This is a genomic window from Bacillus sp. F9_6S_D1_P_5 (assembly GCF_054823925.1).
The window spans coordinates 29,266-44,795 of record NZ_JBTREW010000006.1 but is presented as its reverse complement, the minus strand read 5'-3'; the positions used below and the strand labels follow the sequence as shown (position 1 = coordinate 44,795).

The 15,530-nt window shown below is 32.7% G+C and carries 17 protein-coding genes; 12 read left to right on the top strand and 5 right to left on the bottom strand.

Annotated elements, in window-relative coordinates; all coding sequences use genetic code 11:
* Positions 1-22: 22 nt before the first annotated feature.
* The 6 genes from ACUXEY_RS09310 to ACUXEY_RS09285 all read left to right on the top strand — a co-directional run bounded on the left by ACUXEY_RS09310 (position 23) and on the right by ACUXEY_RS09285 (position 4,272).
* On the top strand, positions 23-730 hold the full coding sequence (locus ACUXEY_RS09310; RefSeq protein ID WP_461300550.1) for a GntR family transcriptional regulator: 708 nt from the start codon (positions 23-25) through the stop codon (positions 728-730).
* 213 nt (positions 731-943) lie between these two features.
* Positions 944-1,135 carry a hypothetical protein gene (locus tag ACUXEY_RS09305; RefSeq protein WP_166702072.1) on the top strand — a complete coding sequence of 64 codons (192 nt, stop codon included), beginning with the start codon at positions 944-946 and terminating at the stop codon, positions 1,133-1,135.
* 173 nt (positions 1,136-1,308) lie between these two features.
* Entirely contained in the window at positions 1,309-2,742 is a 1,434-nt protein-coding gene (pdxR, locus tag ACUXEY_RS09300; protein WP_461300549.1) for a MocR-like pyridoxine biosynthesis transcription factor PdxR, read from the top strand.
* Positions 2,743-2,775: 33 nt separating this feature from the next.
* Complete coding sequence (locus ACUXEY_RS09295) at positions 2,776-3,132, top strand: CidA/LrgA family holin-like protein (protein WP_166702074.1); 357 nt, start codon at positions 2,776-2,778, stop codon at positions 3,130-3,132.
* Positions 3,133-3,155: 23 nt separating this feature from the next.
* Positions 3,156-3,833, top strand: a complete 678-nt coding sequence (locus ACUXEY_RS09290) for an LrgB family protein (protein ID WP_461300548.1) — start codon at positions 3,156-3,158, stop codon at positions 3,831-3,833.
* 13 nt (positions 3,834-3,846) lie between these two features.
* Positions 3,847-4,272, top strand: a complete 426-nt coding sequence (locus ACUXEY_RS09285; RefSeq protein ID WP_429599328.1) for a YfmQ family protein — start codon at positions 3,847-3,849, stop codon at positions 4,270-4,272.
* A 60-nt stretch (positions 4,273-4,332) separates the two neighbouring features.
* Here ACUXEY_RS09285 and ACUXEY_RS09280 read toward each other — a convergent pair whose 3' ends face one another.
* A complete protein-coding gene (locus tag ACUXEY_RS09280; RefSeq protein ID WP_429599325.1) occupies positions 4,333-5,022 on the bottom strand; it encodes a Crp/Fnr family transcriptional regulator in 690 nt (229 codons plus the stop codon).
* A gap of 78 nt (positions 5,023-5,100) precedes the next feature.
* Between ACUXEY_RS09280 and ACUXEY_RS09275 the strand changes: the two genes are divergently transcribed.
* Positions 5,101-5,856 carry an HAD-IIB family hydrolase gene (locus ACUXEY_RS09275; protein WP_000668602.1) on the top strand — a complete coding sequence of 252 codons (756 nt, stop codon included), beginning with the start codon at positions 5,101-5,103 and terminating at the stop codon, positions 5,854-5,856.
* A 51-nt stretch (positions 5,857-5,907) separates the two neighbouring features.
* Here the strand turns inward: ACUXEY_RS09275 and ACUXEY_RS09270 are convergent, their stop codons facing one another.
* The 3 genes from ACUXEY_RS09270 to ACUXEY_RS09260 all read right to left on the bottom strand — a co-directional run bounded on the left by ACUXEY_RS09270 (position 5,908) and on the right by ACUXEY_RS09260 (position 10,333).
* Positions 5,908-6,390: a CBO0543 family protein gene (locus ACUXEY_RS09270; protein ID WP_429599322.1), complete on the bottom strand. Its 483-nt coding sequence runs from the start codon at positions 6,388-6,390 to the stop codon at positions 5,908-5,910.
* Positions 6,296-7,462, bottom strand: a complete 1,167-nt coding sequence (locus tag ACUXEY_RS09265) for a DUF2515 domain-containing protein (RefSeq protein ID WP_429599318.1) — start codon at positions 7,460-7,462, stop codon at positions 6,296-6,298. Before ACUXEY_RS09265 ends, ACUXEY_RS09270 begins: the two co-directional genes overlap by 95 nt.
* A gap of 147 nt (positions 7,463-7,609) precedes the next feature.
* Positions 7,610-10,333, bottom strand: a complete 2,724-nt coding sequence (locus ACUXEY_RS09260; protein ID WP_461300547.1) for a putative bifunctional diguanylate cyclase/phosphodiesterase — start codon at positions 10,331-10,333, stop codon at positions 7,610-7,612.
* 422 nt (positions 10,334-10,755) lie between these two features.
* Here ACUXEY_RS09260 and ACUXEY_RS09255 point away from each other — a divergent pair, with 422 nt between their 5' ends.
* From ACUXEY_RS09255 to ACUXEY_RS09240, 4 genes are all read left to right on the top strand, one after another.
* Entirely contained in the window at positions 10,756-11,145 is a 390-nt protein-coding gene (locus tag ACUXEY_RS09255; RefSeq protein ID WP_166702079.1) for a VOC family protein, read from the top strand.
* Between the two features lie 217 nt (positions 11,146-11,362).
* Positions 11,363-12,190: an alpha/beta fold hydrolase gene (locus ACUXEY_RS09250; protein ID WP_461300546.1), complete on the top strand. Its 828-nt coding sequence runs from the start codon at positions 11,363-11,365 to the stop codon at positions 12,188-12,190.
* Positions 12,191-12,209: 19 nt separating this feature from the next.
* Entirely contained in the window at positions 12,210-12,818 is a 609-nt protein-coding gene (locus tag ACUXEY_RS09245) for a histidine phosphatase family protein (RefSeq protein WP_461300545.1), read from the top strand.
* A gap of 226 nt (positions 12,819-13,044) precedes the next feature.
* Positions 13,045-13,362 carry a hypothetical protein gene (locus tag ACUXEY_RS09240; RefSeq protein WP_270672833.1) on the top strand — a complete coding sequence of 106 codons (318 nt, stop codon included), beginning with the start codon at positions 13,045-13,047 and terminating at the stop codon, positions 13,360-13,362.
* Between the two features lie 90 nt (positions 13,363-13,452).
* On the opposite strand, the gene ACUXEY_RS09235 is transcribed toward ACUXEY_RS09240, so the two are convergent.
* Positions 13,453-14,097 (bottom strand): YczE/YyaS/YitT family protein, encoded by a 645-nt coding sequence (locus ACUXEY_RS09235; protein ID WP_166702082.1) that lies wholly within the window; start codon positions 14,095-14,097, stop codon positions 13,453-13,455.
* 195 nt (positions 14,098-14,292) lie between these two features.
* Between ACUXEY_RS09235 and pepT the strand changes: the two genes are divergently transcribed.
* Positions 14,293-15,525 carry a peptidase T gene (gene pepT / locus ACUXEY_RS09230; protein ID WP_461300544.1) on the top strand — a complete coding sequence of 411 codons (1,233 nt, stop codon included), beginning with the start codon at positions 14,293-14,295 and terminating at the stop codon, positions 15,523-15,525.
* The last annotated feature ends 5 nt before the right edge of the window (positions 15,526-15,530 follow it).

Here is a 15,530-nt window from a genome sequence, read left to right as displayed (position 1 = left end):
AGAGTATTTTAGGAGACAGTGTATGAGTGTAAAGTATAAACAAATTGCAGATGTGTTAGAGCAAAACATTCGAGACGGGCTTTTTAATGAAACGAAAAAACTACCTACAGAAGAAGCGTTGATGAATCGATTTGAAGTAAGCCGTAATACGATACGTAAAGTAATTAGTCAGCTTGTGAATAGAGGTTATATTTTTCAAGTGCAAGGCAGTGGCATGTTTTTACGCGAAACTTCTGTAACAGATTATATTAATTTAGGAAGTTTGCGTGGATTAACGAAAAATCTCGTTTCGCAAAATATTGAAACGAAAGTGTTAGAACTTGAAGTAATAGGTGTGGACGAAGAGATCGCAAAGCGGATGCAATGTGAAGCTGGAACTAGGATATATTTTTTGAAGCGTTTAAGAATTGTAGATGGAAAACCATTCTCTATTGAAGTAAGTTATTTCAAAAAGGATATTATTCCATATTTGAATGAAGAAATAGCATTAAGCTCTGTATACAGTTATTTTATTGAAGATTTACGATTAAACATTGGTTTTGCCGATAAAGTAATTAGTTGTGAAAAAGTAAATAAAGAAAATGCAAAGCTTTTAGAATTAAATGAAGGTGATCCCGCGCTTCTTATTGAAAATACAGTTTGTCTTGTAAACGGGACAATTTTCGAATTATCTCAATCGATGTTTCATTATGAAAAGACTAAACTTTTAAATCGGATCAATTTCAAGTGAAAATGAATATAATTAACTTTGCTAAAAAGCAACTGATCATAAGGGATCAGTTGCTTTTTATTTTCAAAGTGGATGAGCAAAAAAACACGAAAGTGGTTGGTCCGTTTTTTGCGAACATCCATTATGATAAGAGAAGAAAGGTAGTATGTTATTAACGTTTTAAAGAGGAATTTCTTTATTAAAATAGCTTGTCTTTAGAGAGGTGAAAATACAATGATTTTTGCAATTTCACTAGTGGTTATTATTGTAATTGGATCGCTGTTTGGGACCGTGCTAGTTGCACGAAATGTGGAGGAGAATTACGGAAAATCTACAAAGAGAAATGTGAAAAACTTATCAACTATTTATATTCTTCTTCTTTTCGTACTACTTATTGGGGTAACGTGGTATGCAGTAGTGATTTAATAGTTTTGAAAGGAAAAGGTTAACATTGTGTATGAAGAAGGGGTGCAAGAAACAGTTGAATAGTTAGAGGAAGAACCGTTTTGGATATATCCATTTAAGGATAAGAAAATGTGACTGATTCATACTATTATTACTTAAATAAGGGATAGTTCGTTTTGAGAGGAGGCAACAAGGTGGAATGGAAACCAAATCGTGCAGATAAGACGCCTGTATATAAACAAATAGCGGATTATATTGAAAGGGGTATTTCTTCAGGTGAGTTTCCTTCTGACAGTAAGTTACCTTCTGAGCGTATGTTAGCGAAAGAATTACAGGTGAACCGAAGTACAATAGTAGCTGCATATGAAGAATTAAAATCACTTGGAGTAGTAGAACGGCAAAAAGGAAGCGGGACACGGGTGAATACAGACATATGGGGTGTTTCACATAAACGAATACCGAACTGGGGTAGGTACGTTGAGGATGGATCGTTTTTACCTAATGTACCACTCGTTCAACAAATTAGAACGGAAACACAAAAAGACGACTTAATTAATTTAGCGAGTGGTGAATTGTCACCAGAATTGATTCCGAGCGATAGATTCCGAACGATTTTGTCGGAGAAAACATTTATGGGAAATCTCGGTTATGACCATCCACTTGGAAATGAAATGTTGAGAAAAACAATTGCAGCACATGTTCAGCAATATAAACAAATTGAAGCAAATTCGAATTCTATCCTTATTACATCGGGCGCACAACAGGCACTTAATCTTATCGTTCAATGCTTATTAAAACCAGGAGATGCGATTGCAATTGAGGCCCCTTCTTATTGTTTTTCATTGCCAATGTTTAAATCTGCTGGCCTAAAAATATTCCATTTACCTGTTGATCAGCATGGAATGAATCCAGATGATTTAATTGATTTGCATAGAAAACATCGTATTCGCATGGTGTTTTTGAATCCAGATTATCAAAATCCAACGGGAACTGTGCTTTCATTAGCAAGGCGTAAAAAAATATTGGAACTTTCTTCTGAATTTGGTATACCGATTGTAGAAGATGATCCATATAGTTTAACGTCATTTAATGGAGAAGTGAATCCAACATTAAAATCAATGGATCAAAACGGGAATGTTCTTTATATAAGTTCATTATCAAAAATTGTTGCATCAGGATTACGTATTGGCTGGGTAATTGGTCCTACGCGTGTAATAGAACGCTTAGCGGATGCGAAGCAGCAAGTTGATTTTGGGCATAGTGTATTTACGCAGTGGGTGGCAAATCAGTTTTTAGAATCAGAAGATTTTCATGCACATATTACAATGCTCCGTAGACAATTGAAAGAAAGAAGAGATGTGTTAATTAGAAAGCTTGAAGAAGTATTAGGGGACCAGGTTGATTTTTTTGTTCCAGAGGGTGGAATACATTTATGGTGCAAAGTGCAAGGAACGTTTGATGAATATCATTTATTAGGTGAATCTATACGAAATGGTGTAGCGTTTGTTCCGGGAAGTGTTTTAGGTACTAAAAGTGAATATATTCGTTTTACTTTTGGGAGAGTAAATGCCGAACAAATTCACTTAGGAATGACGAGATTTGCGGAAACGTTAAATGAGATTTCATAATAGTGATGTGTAATATTGAAATGAGGGAAAGAAATGAAGTACGTGACGCTTTTACTTCAAGTAGGCGTGCTATATGTATTTAGCTTAGTTGGTACGTGGATTCAAGGAGTATTCCATGTATCGATGCCAGGAAGTTTAATAGGGATGTTAATGCTGTTTCTACTCCTTTCTGCTCGTATTTTACCATTAAAGTGGTTTGAGGAAGGTGCGGAAAAGTTAATCATATTTTTACCGTTATTTCTAATTCCCTCGACAACAGGTTTGATGGAATACGGGTCTTTTCTTTTCAGTAAGGGGAGTATTATATTCCTTTTAGTAGTTGCAAGCACGGCAGTAACTTTAGTTGTTTCAGGGTATATAAGTCAATTATTAGTAACATCAAAAAAATAAAATCGACAAGGTGCAATGTGTAAATGGTCTTAATTATTATTACTGTAGTAATGTATGTATTGGCGACAAAGTTATATGAAAAATTCCCGTTTCCCTTTACGTTACCGGTGTTAACAGTTACAGCAAGTATGATTTGCTTATTTTTGATTTTAGGTATTTCGCATCATGAGTATAGAGAAAATGGAGGAGATATTCTTTCCAGTTTATTGAGTCCTGCAATTGTAGCGTTAGCAATCCCTTTATTTAAGGAACGAAACATACTTATGAAAAACTTTTTGTCGATACTTATCGGCGTAGCAGTAGGTATAGTGGCTTTAACGAGTATGAATGTAGTGATTGGCGGGATGTTAAATATAGATAGGGAGCTCATAGTAACGACACTGCCGCAATTAGCGACGATGCCAATTGCTATTTCATTATCAGATCAAATTGGTGGTATTCCATCTATGACTTCTAGTTTTGTAGTTGTTGCAGGAATAACAGGTGCTATGATCGGACCGACAGTACTTAAATTTTTCCGAATAACAAGTGCGATTGGAAAAGGAGTGGGGATGGGATGTGCATCACATATTATCGGTGTGAGCAGTCTCGTGAAAGAAGGCAAGAAAGAGGCGACAATCGGTTCGGTAACGATGATTGTAACTGGAATACTCATTAGTATATTTATACCTTATGGAACGAAATTTATATTTAAAATGTAATGGAGATGAGAAAATGACAACATGGTTTATAGTTACATTATTTATTTTTGGCGCTCTTAAAGTACTTGTTTCTAGTATGCCAACTTCTGTTGTAGAATCAATTATTAGTAGATTTGAATTACATCAAAAACTTGAGGAAGAGAATACCTCTATATCGATAGATAGCAAGAATATAGAGGGAGAAATGAAACTACAAGTTATTCATGAATTTAATGAGGCTTTATTTTTAGATAAACATTATTTCCCGCCGCACGGGGAAGGAACACCGATCGTTATTAACACGAAGAAAGGGAATAAAGAGATTCGATTTTCTCTATATAGCAACGAGGAACATGTGGATGTAATTAAGCAATATAAGAAGAAAATCGTTGCCTACCGTTTACGTTCAAAAAGCCTTCAAAATCCTACATCATTAGTAATAACTGAAGATTATGCCTAGGAAGAGATCGTTATAAAAACGGTCTTTTTATTAAAGGTGGGCTAAATAATTATTAAATTTTTATTCATATCGCAGTCCATTTGAAAGGGTATTAATCGCTTTCCAATCGTCAACAACAATTTGTTTATTATTTTTATGAATTATGTTGTTAGCTATTAGTTTTTCAATGACTCGATTAAGATGACGGGTAGTTGTCCCGATTAATGAGGCTATTTCATGATGATCTTTAGTATGAATTTCGCGCCCAAATAAATGAGATGGATTTCGGGCTGTACATAAATAACTAGCAAAGCGTGTTTCCACAGGAGCTAGTAAATTGATACGTGAAGCTGTTGTGCAAGTTTGTAGTTTATAAGTGACGTGATGAATGAGCTCTTGAAGGAAGACTACATCGTGTAATAAGTAATTTGTTACATAATTTTTATCGATAAAAAGAAAATCAGTCTGTTGTTCGGAGGTTACATGAGATTGTATGTCTACGGACTGAATTAATTCAATATCTCCCATAATAGAAACGGCAGAACAAAATCTTAGTAATAATGCTTTGCCTGTAATTACACTTGAAGTTATTTTTGTACGCCCCGATATTTGAATATATAGGCCATCAATCATTTCGCCTTCGTGTAATACAGTTTCTTTTGCTTCATATCTACGGATCTCAAATGGATGATTGAATTGTTGGAATAGCTTCTTTATGTACTCGTTATTTAAGTAGCTTAATAATAAGGTATTATCTACAATATTTTGCATAATGTTTCTCCTTTTGGGACATCTGTCCTGTCTATTATAAAATAATTCATATACATTAAAAAGAAAGGAGTGATGTATATGAAATTTATTTTTGATATTGATGGTACTATTTGTTTTAAAGGGAACGCAGTAACGAAAGGGATAATTCAGGCACTAGACGTATGTCAAAGTAAAGGGCATGAGATTATATTTGCATCAGCTAGACCGATTAGGGACTTATTACCGGTACTACCAAATCATATGCATCATTATTCGATGATTGGTGGGAATGGTGCATTTATTGCAAAGGAAAAGGAGACTATTGAAGTTATAACTTTTGATCCGGGAACGGTAAGTGCTATACATTCAATAATAGAGAAACATAGTCTTTCATATTTGATAGATAGTCATTGGAATTATTCTTATACAGGAAGTGAGAATCACCCTATCTACAAAAACATAGATCCTAATCAATTGGCTAATAATGTACATATTGATGAAATTAAGGAAATAGTAAAAGTGGTATTATTTCCTGATAATGTTCAAAAAGAATATATTATGAATATGTTGAAAGAACTTCCTATACGTATTTATGAACATGATAATGAGGGAATCGTGGATATAAGCCCTGAAAATATTGATAAATGGATTGGGTTACAACGATTAGGCATAAAAGAGAGGGAATTCGTAGTGTTTGGTAATGATTTAAACGATTTATCAATGTTTATACACGCTAAGGAAAGTATTTGTGTTGGGAGTCATGAAGTATTAGTGGGCCATGCATCCACATGTTTAAAAACAGATGAACAAAGTATTGTTAATAAAATAATTGAGTTATCCGATTTATATGCGTAATGGTATATATGTGAAACATAATAAAAAGAGTACTAAAAGGTTTGCTAGCTTTTAGTACTCTTTTTTATTAATCATGAAATGATATAGTTTCCAAATAAAAGAAAAGAAAATCATATAGCCAAATAAAGAATATGTATGATTCCAATCTACACTATGAATAAATAAACCAAATCTTTCAGCAACCTGCTCAAAAATGCTAGCGCAAATACCAATTGAAATAATAAATAGAATTCTAGAAACTGCAGATAATGTTTTTGAAATTTGTATGAAAATCGTTGTTAAAATTGGTAGTACAAACAAAGTAAAGCCGATGTTAACTGAAAATATGGAGGAGAATGGCCTAACTGGGAAAGAATATATTTGTTTCGCAACAAAGAAAGCATCTAAGCAAGTTCCGATAATAGAAGAGAATAAGATTGTAATAACTAATGCGAAAAGGTTATTCTTCTTCTCGAAGAAGGACGTTTTTCTTTGCAAGAATGGCGAGTTCAATTTTTTCGAGCGTTTTACAATAGTCTTCTGTAATTTGTCCATGTATCCTTTCCTCCTTATCGGTTAAATAATGTATGACTTGCCAGTCGTTAAACCAATCTTCATATTCTGTTTCTTCATGTTTCATATTTTTCCATGCATACATAAGTGCAGGGCTATATATACGGTAGGCATCACTTTTTAATTGGCATTTTTTTATTCTTCGTTTATAAAACTCTCTTGAAAAGGATTCATTTACACTTGAAAATAAATGTGGCCAATAATCTTTTCGTGATCCGGTATGTGGATGCGTATCAGCCCATTGTAGTATACGAGATAAAACGTGTTCATCATGAAACAATAATGCATATAATCGTTTTCCAAGCAAAATTCGTTCGTGTAAGGAGGTGAAATGTTGCATTGTATCACCGATTAATATAGTTTTTTGCATAACATTTTCTTCAGAGAAAGGGAAGAGAATATGATTAAATTGAAAGAAATCAAAGAGTTTAAATCCAATACTATTTAGTACATTTTTTTTGAAGTGTTTATTTTGAATCAATCTTTTTTCTAAGTAGTTTTGTTCATTAATAATAGTCGCAATCGTTAATATTTGTTTGTTTCCAGTTTTCCAAAAAAAGTTCCACATAGTTTCCATAAATGTTGACACATTGAGGTGAGGGAGGAGATGAAAAAGATTTTTGTTTTTTTTAACACTCTGTTCATATAATAAAAATTGTGGATACACATCTTGAAAGATAAGCCAATTACCCCGTTCTAAAAAAGAAAAGAAAGTAAATTGATCTTTCTCAGATAACAACTTCGTATATAAATCCCCCTTTAAATCTGTCATGTTCCAACCGCCGTTACGCGATACCATATGTCCAAGCAATGCCCAATGTATTTCAGGGTATCTTTTGTAAAATTGATAGTAAGCACGAGTTCTTGTAACATTATTTTGATTTAATAATTTTGTTCTTTCTTTAATTATATGTATGAATACTTCTTCTTCTTTCGAAAGGGGGTAAAGAAAGCCATTTACGTTGGTGCATTTTTGTTTTAACTCATTTTTTATTGAGAAGAGGGATAGAGGAATGTTTTTGTAATGTTTATTATTTGGATTGTCGTGGTGCATATAAATCCCTCCTATTTTAAGTCTGTTATCATAAATGTATTAGTAACTACTTACATAAATGATATGTGAAGGAAATGAAAAGTTGCAAAGTACAAAAAAAGGAAAGAAGAGTCCGTCTCTTCTTTCCTTTTCTTGTATATATTTACGCTACAGAGAATGAACACCTTTTTTGAGCAGAGTAGAAAATGAATCAGCATGAATAGGTTTGCTGTAATAGTAACCTTGAATAAATTTACATTTATTTTTTTGAAGGAAATGCACGTGTTCTTTCGTTTCTACCCCTTCAGCAATGACAGACATTTCTAATGTATGTGCCAATGTGATAATCGTTTTAATAATTTCCATTCCATCTTCGCACGTTTCAGACATTGTAATAAACTCCCTTGGGATTTTTAACGTGTCTATTGGATATAAAGGTAAATACGCTAGTGAAGAATAGCCTGTACCAAAGTCGTCGATTGAAATGTGAATCCCTAAACTTTTTAGTGTGCGCAATTTTATCAATGTTTCTCGCTCATCCATCATTGCAATTCGCTCTGTTAACTCAAGATCGAGAGAACTTGCTGGTAAACCTGTATTTGCTAAAGTAGAAGAAATAGACTTTACAAAATCGTCTTGTTCAAATTCTTTAGCAGATAAATTTACGCCTATTTTCAAATGAGAATATCCGAGTGCATGCCAACGTTTCATTTGCACGCAAGCCTGCTCTAATGTCCATTTTCCTATTGGAATAATTTGCAGTGTTTCTTCTGCAATCGGAATAAACTCGTATGGAGAAATAACGCCTAATTCAGGATGATTCCACCTGATTAAAGCTTCCGCACCGATAATTTTGTTAGATTCGCTATTAACTTGAGGTTGATATAAAAGGAACAATTCTTCATTTTGAATTGCATTTGGTAAATCTTTTTCTAATCTTAATCGTCTTTCAATTTTCTTAGCAATAACATCATCATAAATAGAGACAGAGTTAAGTTCTTTTGCTTTCGCATCATACATTGCAACATTAGCGTTTTTCAGAAGTGTAGCTGTATCGATTCCAGAATGTGGATAAATAGCGATACCGATACTAAGTGATAAAGTTAATGTATGCTCATGTATGACAAACGGTTTTTCTATGCTTTCAAATAATTGGTTACATAACTCGAATAAGGAATCTTCGTCAGTATAATTTTCAATTAAGATTGTAAACTCATCACCACCGATTCTTGACAAATGAGTATGTGATGGAAGGCAGGATTGAAATCGCTTTGCTACTTCTTCTAATATGTAATCTCCTGACGAATGTCCAAGTGTATCGTTAATTGCTTTAAAGCGATCTAAATCTAAGTATAATAATGCGAACTCACTGTCTGTTGTTTTCGCATTTTTTATAACCCTTTTTAATTTCCTATGGAAAAAGGCACGGTTCCCAATTTTCGTTACAGTATCATGGAATGCTAAATATTTTATTTCTTCTTGCTGTTTTTTTAGTGCAGTAATATCTTTCACCATAATATAGCTTCCTGAAATTTGTCCGTCTATCATAATAGGAACGATGGTAACGTATAAAAAATAAGTAAAGCCATCTTTATATTGAGAACTAAGTTGTAAGGATGCCGATTCTTGTTGTTTCACTTTTTCTAATGCAGATGCTAGTTTATGTTTATCTTCTTCTAAAATAATCGAAAAACAAGTTTCACCGAGTAACTCATTCGTTGGTGCTCCCAGTAACATACTCCCAGCTTTATTTACATTTAAGAAGATTCCATTTAAATCAATCGTAAAAATAGGGTCAGGATGATATTCATATAGTGATTTGAATTTTTGTTGTTTTTGAGATAAAGCCTCTGATTTATAAACTAAATCAGAAGTTCGTAAAGTCACTTTTTCTTCTAGTTGAGCATTAAATGCCTGTAAACGTTTGGTTAGGGAATTGTTGTGCATACGTACAATAGAATGACGAATGAGTACGAAAATAAAAGCAATACAATTTCCTGTAATGAGAGTTGAAGATGCTGTTTGTTCTTTTAATGTAAACCCGATTAGTATCGCAACAGCAAGATAGGGAAATACAACTAAAGCCTTTTTTCCTATTAGAGGATTTACAATGAAATAATTTTTATGGCTATTATGATCTTCTGAAATAGATCCAGCTATTGCAATAAATAATATAGGTATTCTATATAAAAGACGTAATAATGTTATCGTTTCAGTTGATAAATGATTATTTAAGTAAAAATAAATATAGTTAAAAGTTGCAGAACTTATTAATACAAAAATAAAGATGTAAATTTTCCGTTTGGAATTAAAAATTGTTGGACGGAAAAAAAGACTAACACCTAGTAGAAGAAATAATAAATCTGCAATTGGATATAGAAATGAAAGGAAAACATCTCCTAGTGAAAGAGAGAATATATTTAAATTTGGTTGATTAAATAAATACCACTCCAATGTGAATATGGAAGTAAGTACGATGCATATATCACAAATAAAGAACGCTTTTTCCCATTTATCACATTCTTTTAAAATTTTATAGCAGAAAGCGATAAGACAGAAGAGTAGAAAAAACATGTAAAATACATCAGAAATAGTAAATTGATGTATTGGAATTTCGAAGAAGCTATCTTGATATGTATATACTATTTTCCCTAATAAAAAGCTACCGATTGCTATTGTGATACATATCCAAAACGGATTTGAACTAACTTTTTTAGAATATATAGAGTAAATGAGTGATACAAATGTAATGGCTTCAACGATAAGTGAAGCGAAGCGTACATCAGAATTTGAAAAATGAGTAGGGAACAGATAAAAAAATATAAAATAGATGGAATAGCATATCAATGTCGCAATTAATATACATATTTGTAAATTTTTATTTAATTTCAATAAAATCACCTTCTTTAATTATGCACTTTATTCGTAATATCTATACATAATAATATTATTTAAGAATTGTATCAGATTTCCTTATAAAAATCATGTTTATAAGGAAAGTGTTGAAAAGTGAAATAATTCTTAGAATTAAAAAAGTAATGTTTTTAATAATGTGTACTTCATCAAAATTTTAAATTGGAATTGTATATTTAGTCATCTTTTGAATTCTATAGGTTTTTTAATAGTTCGCAAGTAAATATGCATAATTGCATAAAGATAAAACATTCAATTTTATATAAAATGTTTTTGTTATAAAGTATGAACTAAACTTTTGTATGTATTTATTCTCATACTAATGAGGGAGTTCAAAAAGGTGTTGCGTATATACAATAATACGTAAGCATGTATAAAATTTTTAGTATGGGAGGAAGAGCATGAAGAATTGGGTAAAGTTTCGAATAGCACGTCCAACTGACCGATTTGAAAAGGTTATAGAATTCTATGAAAAAGGATTAGGCTTAAAACGTATAGGTGAATTCTACAATCATGAAGGCTATGATGGGGTCATGTTTGGACTCCCAGAGGAAGAGTATCATTTAGAATTTACAAGACATATAGATGGGAGTCCTTGTCCAGCTCCGACAAAAGATAATTTACTTGTATTTTATATGAGTGAAGATAGTGAAATGAAAAAGGTGAGTAAAAGGCTGCATGCATTGGGTTATGACGAGGTCGAACCTGAAAACCCATACTGGAAAGAAAAGGGGATAACGATAGAGGATCCAGATGGTTGGAGAATTGTGTTGATGAAACTAGAGGAATAAGGGGTAATGAAACTAATAAGAACAAGGTTTCAAATTATGATAGGGTAAAAATAGATCAGCTTCCTTCTAGGAAAAAAATAGAAGGAAGCTTTTTGTTTGTGGTCTGAAAATTTAGATTTGACAATCAATTGTAGGAGATGTAAATTGAGAACGTGTATTTTTATAAGTTTGATAGTGTTGCCATTCAAAAGGAGTGTATAAATAGGGAGGATTTTTTATGTTATTTCGAATTGAAGATGCAGAAATATATTATGAAATCGTTGGAGAAGGCAAACCAGTCATTATTATACATGGTTGCGCTCCTGACCATAGGTTAATGATGAAATGTATGGAATCGGTATTTCAGAAATATGAAGGTTATAAGAGAATATATATTGATTTACCTGGAATGGGAAAATCGAATGCTCCACATTGGATAAATAGTTCAGATCGTATAGTAGAAGTGCTTATCACATTTATTAAGAAAATCATTGCTACTGAAGAATTTTTATTGGTAGGCGAGTCATATGGAGGCTATTTAGCCAGAGGAATACTCACAAATCTGTTTGAAAGAGTTAACGGATTACTATTAGTATGTCCTGTTGTTGTAGCGGATCCCGAAAAAAGGACTCTTCCAGATAAACAGGTAATTTTACAAGATGAGGAATTTTTAAATAAGCTCACTTCTACGGAAAGAGAGGAATTTTGTGAGTTAGCAGTGATAGCAAATGAATATACATATAAGCGATTTAAAGAAGAAATTAAACCGGGGTTAGATGTTGCTAATTATGAGTTTATTGAAATGTTGCAAAAAAAATTCTCTCTTACTATGGAGTTTCACCGGAAGAAATATGAGAAACCTGTTCTTTTATTAGCCGGAAAACAAGATATATCGGTAGGTTATCAAGATATTATAGAAATTATTGATGGTTACCCAAGAGCGACATTAGCGGTGTTAGATATGGCGGGACATAATTTGCAAATTGAACAACCTAAATTATTCGAGAGTTTAGTAGGAGAATGGATTACACGAACAAAACAACAAAAATTTATAAAAAATGAATGAATATTTTCAAGGAGGAAGTATGAATACATATATTTATATGGTTAGGCACGGTGAATCACCAAAATTAGAAGAGGGTGAAAGAACGCGTGGTTTAACTGAAAAGGGAAGTTTAGACGCTCATAGAGTAACAGATATATTAAAAACAGAAGGAATCGATACTTTCATTTCAAGTCCGTATAAGAGAGCTGTATTAACGATAGAAAAAACGGCCAATTTCTATGAAAAAGAAATAGTAATATATGAAAATCTTAAAGAGTGTATGTTTTCTAGTGGAGATCAAGTTATATCAGATAAAGAATTGTATCCACTTGTAAAGAAGATGTTCTCTAATCCGGACTTTGTACGAACGGAAGGAGAGTCATATACGGGTTGCCAAAGAAGAGTAGTGAAAGTGTTAAAAGAAATATTAATGGATTTTCAAGGACAAAAAATTGTAATTGGTACACATGGGTTTGTCATGACATTAATGATGAACTATTTTGATAAACAATATGGTTTTGAATTTTTAATGAATATGTCAAAACCAGATATATATAAGATGGAGTTTAAAGATGAGCAATTAATGAATGTAGAAAGATTATGGATAGGAGATAGAAAGAATCTTTATCAACTATTTTTAGAATCTTAAATCAATAAGTAATTATACAAATTCTGAATAATATAAATAGAAGTTGGCTTAGGGAAACTATTTTAAATATGACAAAACTCCAAACGTTGGATTTCTATTCAATTGGAGAAAAATATGTAAAATTTTGTCTTACGGTCCCCGTTTACTTTTCATTTCATTACATATAGGCTTTGTGATGTAAGGGGGGACATTACCTTTACGCAAAATCTATAAGGAGGTCATTGTAATGAAAAAGATTAAAAAGTTTGCGGGAGTTGCTTTAGCGGGGACGATTGGATTAAGTGGACTACTGTTTTTAGAACCAAGTGTAAGTGCTGCGGAAGCACAGCAAGTGAAAGAGGAGAATTTCAATACAATTGATGTATCGATGAATCAAAGTGAATTTTATGTATTGAGTGGTAGAAGTATTGATATTCTTTCTGGAGATAAAGAAGCCATTCAGCTAAATAAATACACAATTCGTTTTAGTAAACCAGGGAAGTATGTTATTAGGGTAAATGGTTGTATTTATAACGATGTATATACTTTTATTGTGAATGAGTAGTATATATTCTTAAATTGTGAGATGAAAAACCCCACCCTATTTGCGGTGAGAATCGTAAATAGGGTGAATTCATTTGTATTAAGTGATGTTTTATAAATTTTCATTAATTTGCTTTTTGTTTTTGCTATGTAAAGTATGTAAAAGTGTTTGAAACATCTTAAATGATTGCTGAAAGATTGGACTTTGAATAAAGGTGTACAGAAAAGTTACGATGAAAACAGGACCTCCTAGTATAAATCCAATAACTAGTACAACACATTCTACTATAATTCTAGCACGGCTAATAGACAGTCCTGTTTTGTCGGAAATAGTAAGCATGAATCCATCGCGAGGTCCAGCACCAATCCCAGCCGCAACGTACATCCCTCCCCCAATACCTGTAATTGCAATACCAGCAAATAAAATGAGTAAGTTTATCCATAAATAATCACTAGCGTTTGGAAGGATATTTGATTGTAAGAAAAAGTCCATAATGGGACCGATAAGTAGTGCATTTAAAAATGTACCCACATTTATATATTTTCGATCTACTAGTAAAGAAATGAGAACGAGACATAATCCACATATGACACTCCACGTACCAATGGTCCAACCAAACCTTTGGTAGAGAGCCATGTTTAAAACTTCCCAAGGATGTAAACCGAGAAATTTAACTTTGACTGCAAGAGCATTTCCAAGGCCGAAAAAAATTAATCCTAAGAAAAAAAGAAAATAGCGAAAGAGAGTTAGCCTCATCTTTAAAACCTCCCATATTGTATAATTATGTATATTACATGTAACAGTTTTAATGTACAAATATTACGACTTTTTAGTTGTTATTTATAATAGCTAAAATACAAATGAAATATATGCATTCACAGTCAAAAAAGTTAAAATATTTCGTTTAAAGGATTATAATAGAGAAAGAAATATAAAAGGGAGTGAACGAGTTTGAAACAAGAACTTATTGAAAGATTTACGAGATATGTAAAAATTGATACGCAATCAAATGAAGAAAGTCATACAGTACCAACAACACCTGGACAAATTGAATTTGGTAAGTTATTAGTGGAAGAACTAAAAGAAATTGGGTTAACAGAAGTAACGATGGATGATAACGGTTATGTAATGGCAACACTTCCTGCTAATACGGATAAGGATGTTCCTGTAATCGGCTTTTTAGCACATTTAGATACGGCAACAGACTTTACAGGGAAAAACGTAAAACCACAAATCCATGAAAACTTTGACGGAAATGCGATTACGTTAAATGAAGAGTTAAATGTTGTGTTAACGCCAGAGCAGTTCCCAGAGTTACCATCATATAAAGGACATACAATTATTACAACGGATGGTACGACACTTCTAGGAGCAGATGATAAAGCTGGTTTGACTGAAATTATGGTTGCAATGAACTATTTAATACATAATCCGCAAATTAAGCATGGGAAAATTAGAGTGGCATTTACGCCGGATGAAGAAATCGGCCGTGGACCAGCGCATTTTGATGTAGAAGCGTTTGGTGCATCATGTGCTTATACGATGGATGGAGGTCCATTAGGTGGTCTAGAGTATGAAAGCTTTAATGCTGCAGGCGCTAAGCTAACGTTTAATGGAACGAATACACATCCTGGAACAGCGAAAAATAAAATGCGTAACGCAACTAAACTTGCTATGGAGTTTAATAGCTATTTACCGGTAGAAGAGGCACCAGAATATACTGAAGGCTATGAAGGATTCTATCATTTACTTTCATTAAATGGTGATGTTGAGCAAAGTAAAGCGTATTATATTATTCGAGATTTTGATCGTGAAAATTTTGAAGCGCGTAAACATAACGTTGAAAATATTGTGAAGCAAATGCAAGAGAAGTATGGACAAGATGCAGTCGTTTTAGAAATGAATGATCAATACTACAACATGCTTGAAAAAATTGAACCAGTGAGAGAAATTGTTGATATTGCATATGAAGCGATGAAAAGTTTAAATATCGAACCAAACATTCATCCAATACGTGGTGGAACAGATGGATCACAATTATCGTATATGGGATTACCAACGCCGAATATTTTCACAGGTGGTGAAAACTATCACGGTAAATTTGAGTATGTTTCGGTAGATGTTATGGAAAAAGCTGTTCAAGTTATTATAGAGATTGTAAGACGATTTGAAGAACAAGCTTAAAAAAG

Coding starts and splice junctions, on each gene's coding strand:
- ACUXEY_RS09310 (WP_461300550.1), top strand. CDS start 23: ATGAGTGTAAAGTATAAACAAATTGCAGATGTGTTAGAGCAAAACATT.
- ACUXEY_RS09305 (WP_166702072.1), top strand. CDS start 944: ATGATTTTTGCAATTTCACTAGTGGTTATTATTGTAATTGGATCGCTG.
- ACUXEY_RS09295 (WP_166702074.1), top strand. CDS start 2,776: ATGAAGTACGTGACGCTTTTACTTCAAGTAGGCGTGCTATATGTATTT.
- ACUXEY_RS09290 (WP_461300548.1), top strand. CDS start 3,156: ATGGTCTTAATTATTATTACTGTAGTAATGTATGTATTGGCGACAAAG.
- ACUXEY_RS09285 (WP_429599328.1), top strand. CDS start 3,847: ATGACAACATGGTTTATAGTTACATTATTTATTTTTGGCGCTCTTAAA.
- ACUXEY_RS09280 (WP_429599325.1), bottom strand. CDS start 5,022: ATGCAAAATATTGTAGATAATACCTTATTATTAAGCTACTTAAATAAC.
- ACUXEY_RS09275 (WP_000668602.1), top strand. CDS start 5,101: ATGAAATTTATTTTTGATATTGATGGTACTATTTGTTTTAAAGGGAAC.
- ACUXEY_RS09270 (WP_429599322.1), bottom strand. CDS start 6,390: ATGGACAAATTACAGAAGACTATTGTAAAACGCTCGAAAAAATTGAAC.
- ACUXEY_RS09265 (WP_429599318.1), bottom strand. CDS start 7,462: ATGCACCACGACAATCCAAATAATAAACATTACAAAAACATTCCTCTA.
- ACUXEY_RS09255 (WP_166702079.1), top strand. CDS start 10,756: ATGAAGAATTGGGTAAAGTTTCGAATAGCACGTCCAACTGACCGATTT.
- ACUXEY_RS09250 (WP_461300546.1), top strand. CDS start 11,363: ATGTTATTTCGAATTGAAGATGCAGAAATATATTATGAAATCGTTGGA.
- ACUXEY_RS09245 (WP_461300545.1), top strand. CDS start 12,210: ATGAATACATATATTTATATGGTTAGGCACGGTGAATCACCAAAATTA.
- ACUXEY_RS09240 (WP_270672833.1), top strand. CDS start 13,045: ATGAAAAAGATTAAAAAGTTTGCGGGAGTTGCTTTAGCGGGGACGATT.
- ACUXEY_RS09235 (WP_166702082.1), bottom strand. CDS start 14,097: ATGAGGCTAACTCTCTTTCGCTATTTTCTTTTTTTCTTAGGATTAATT.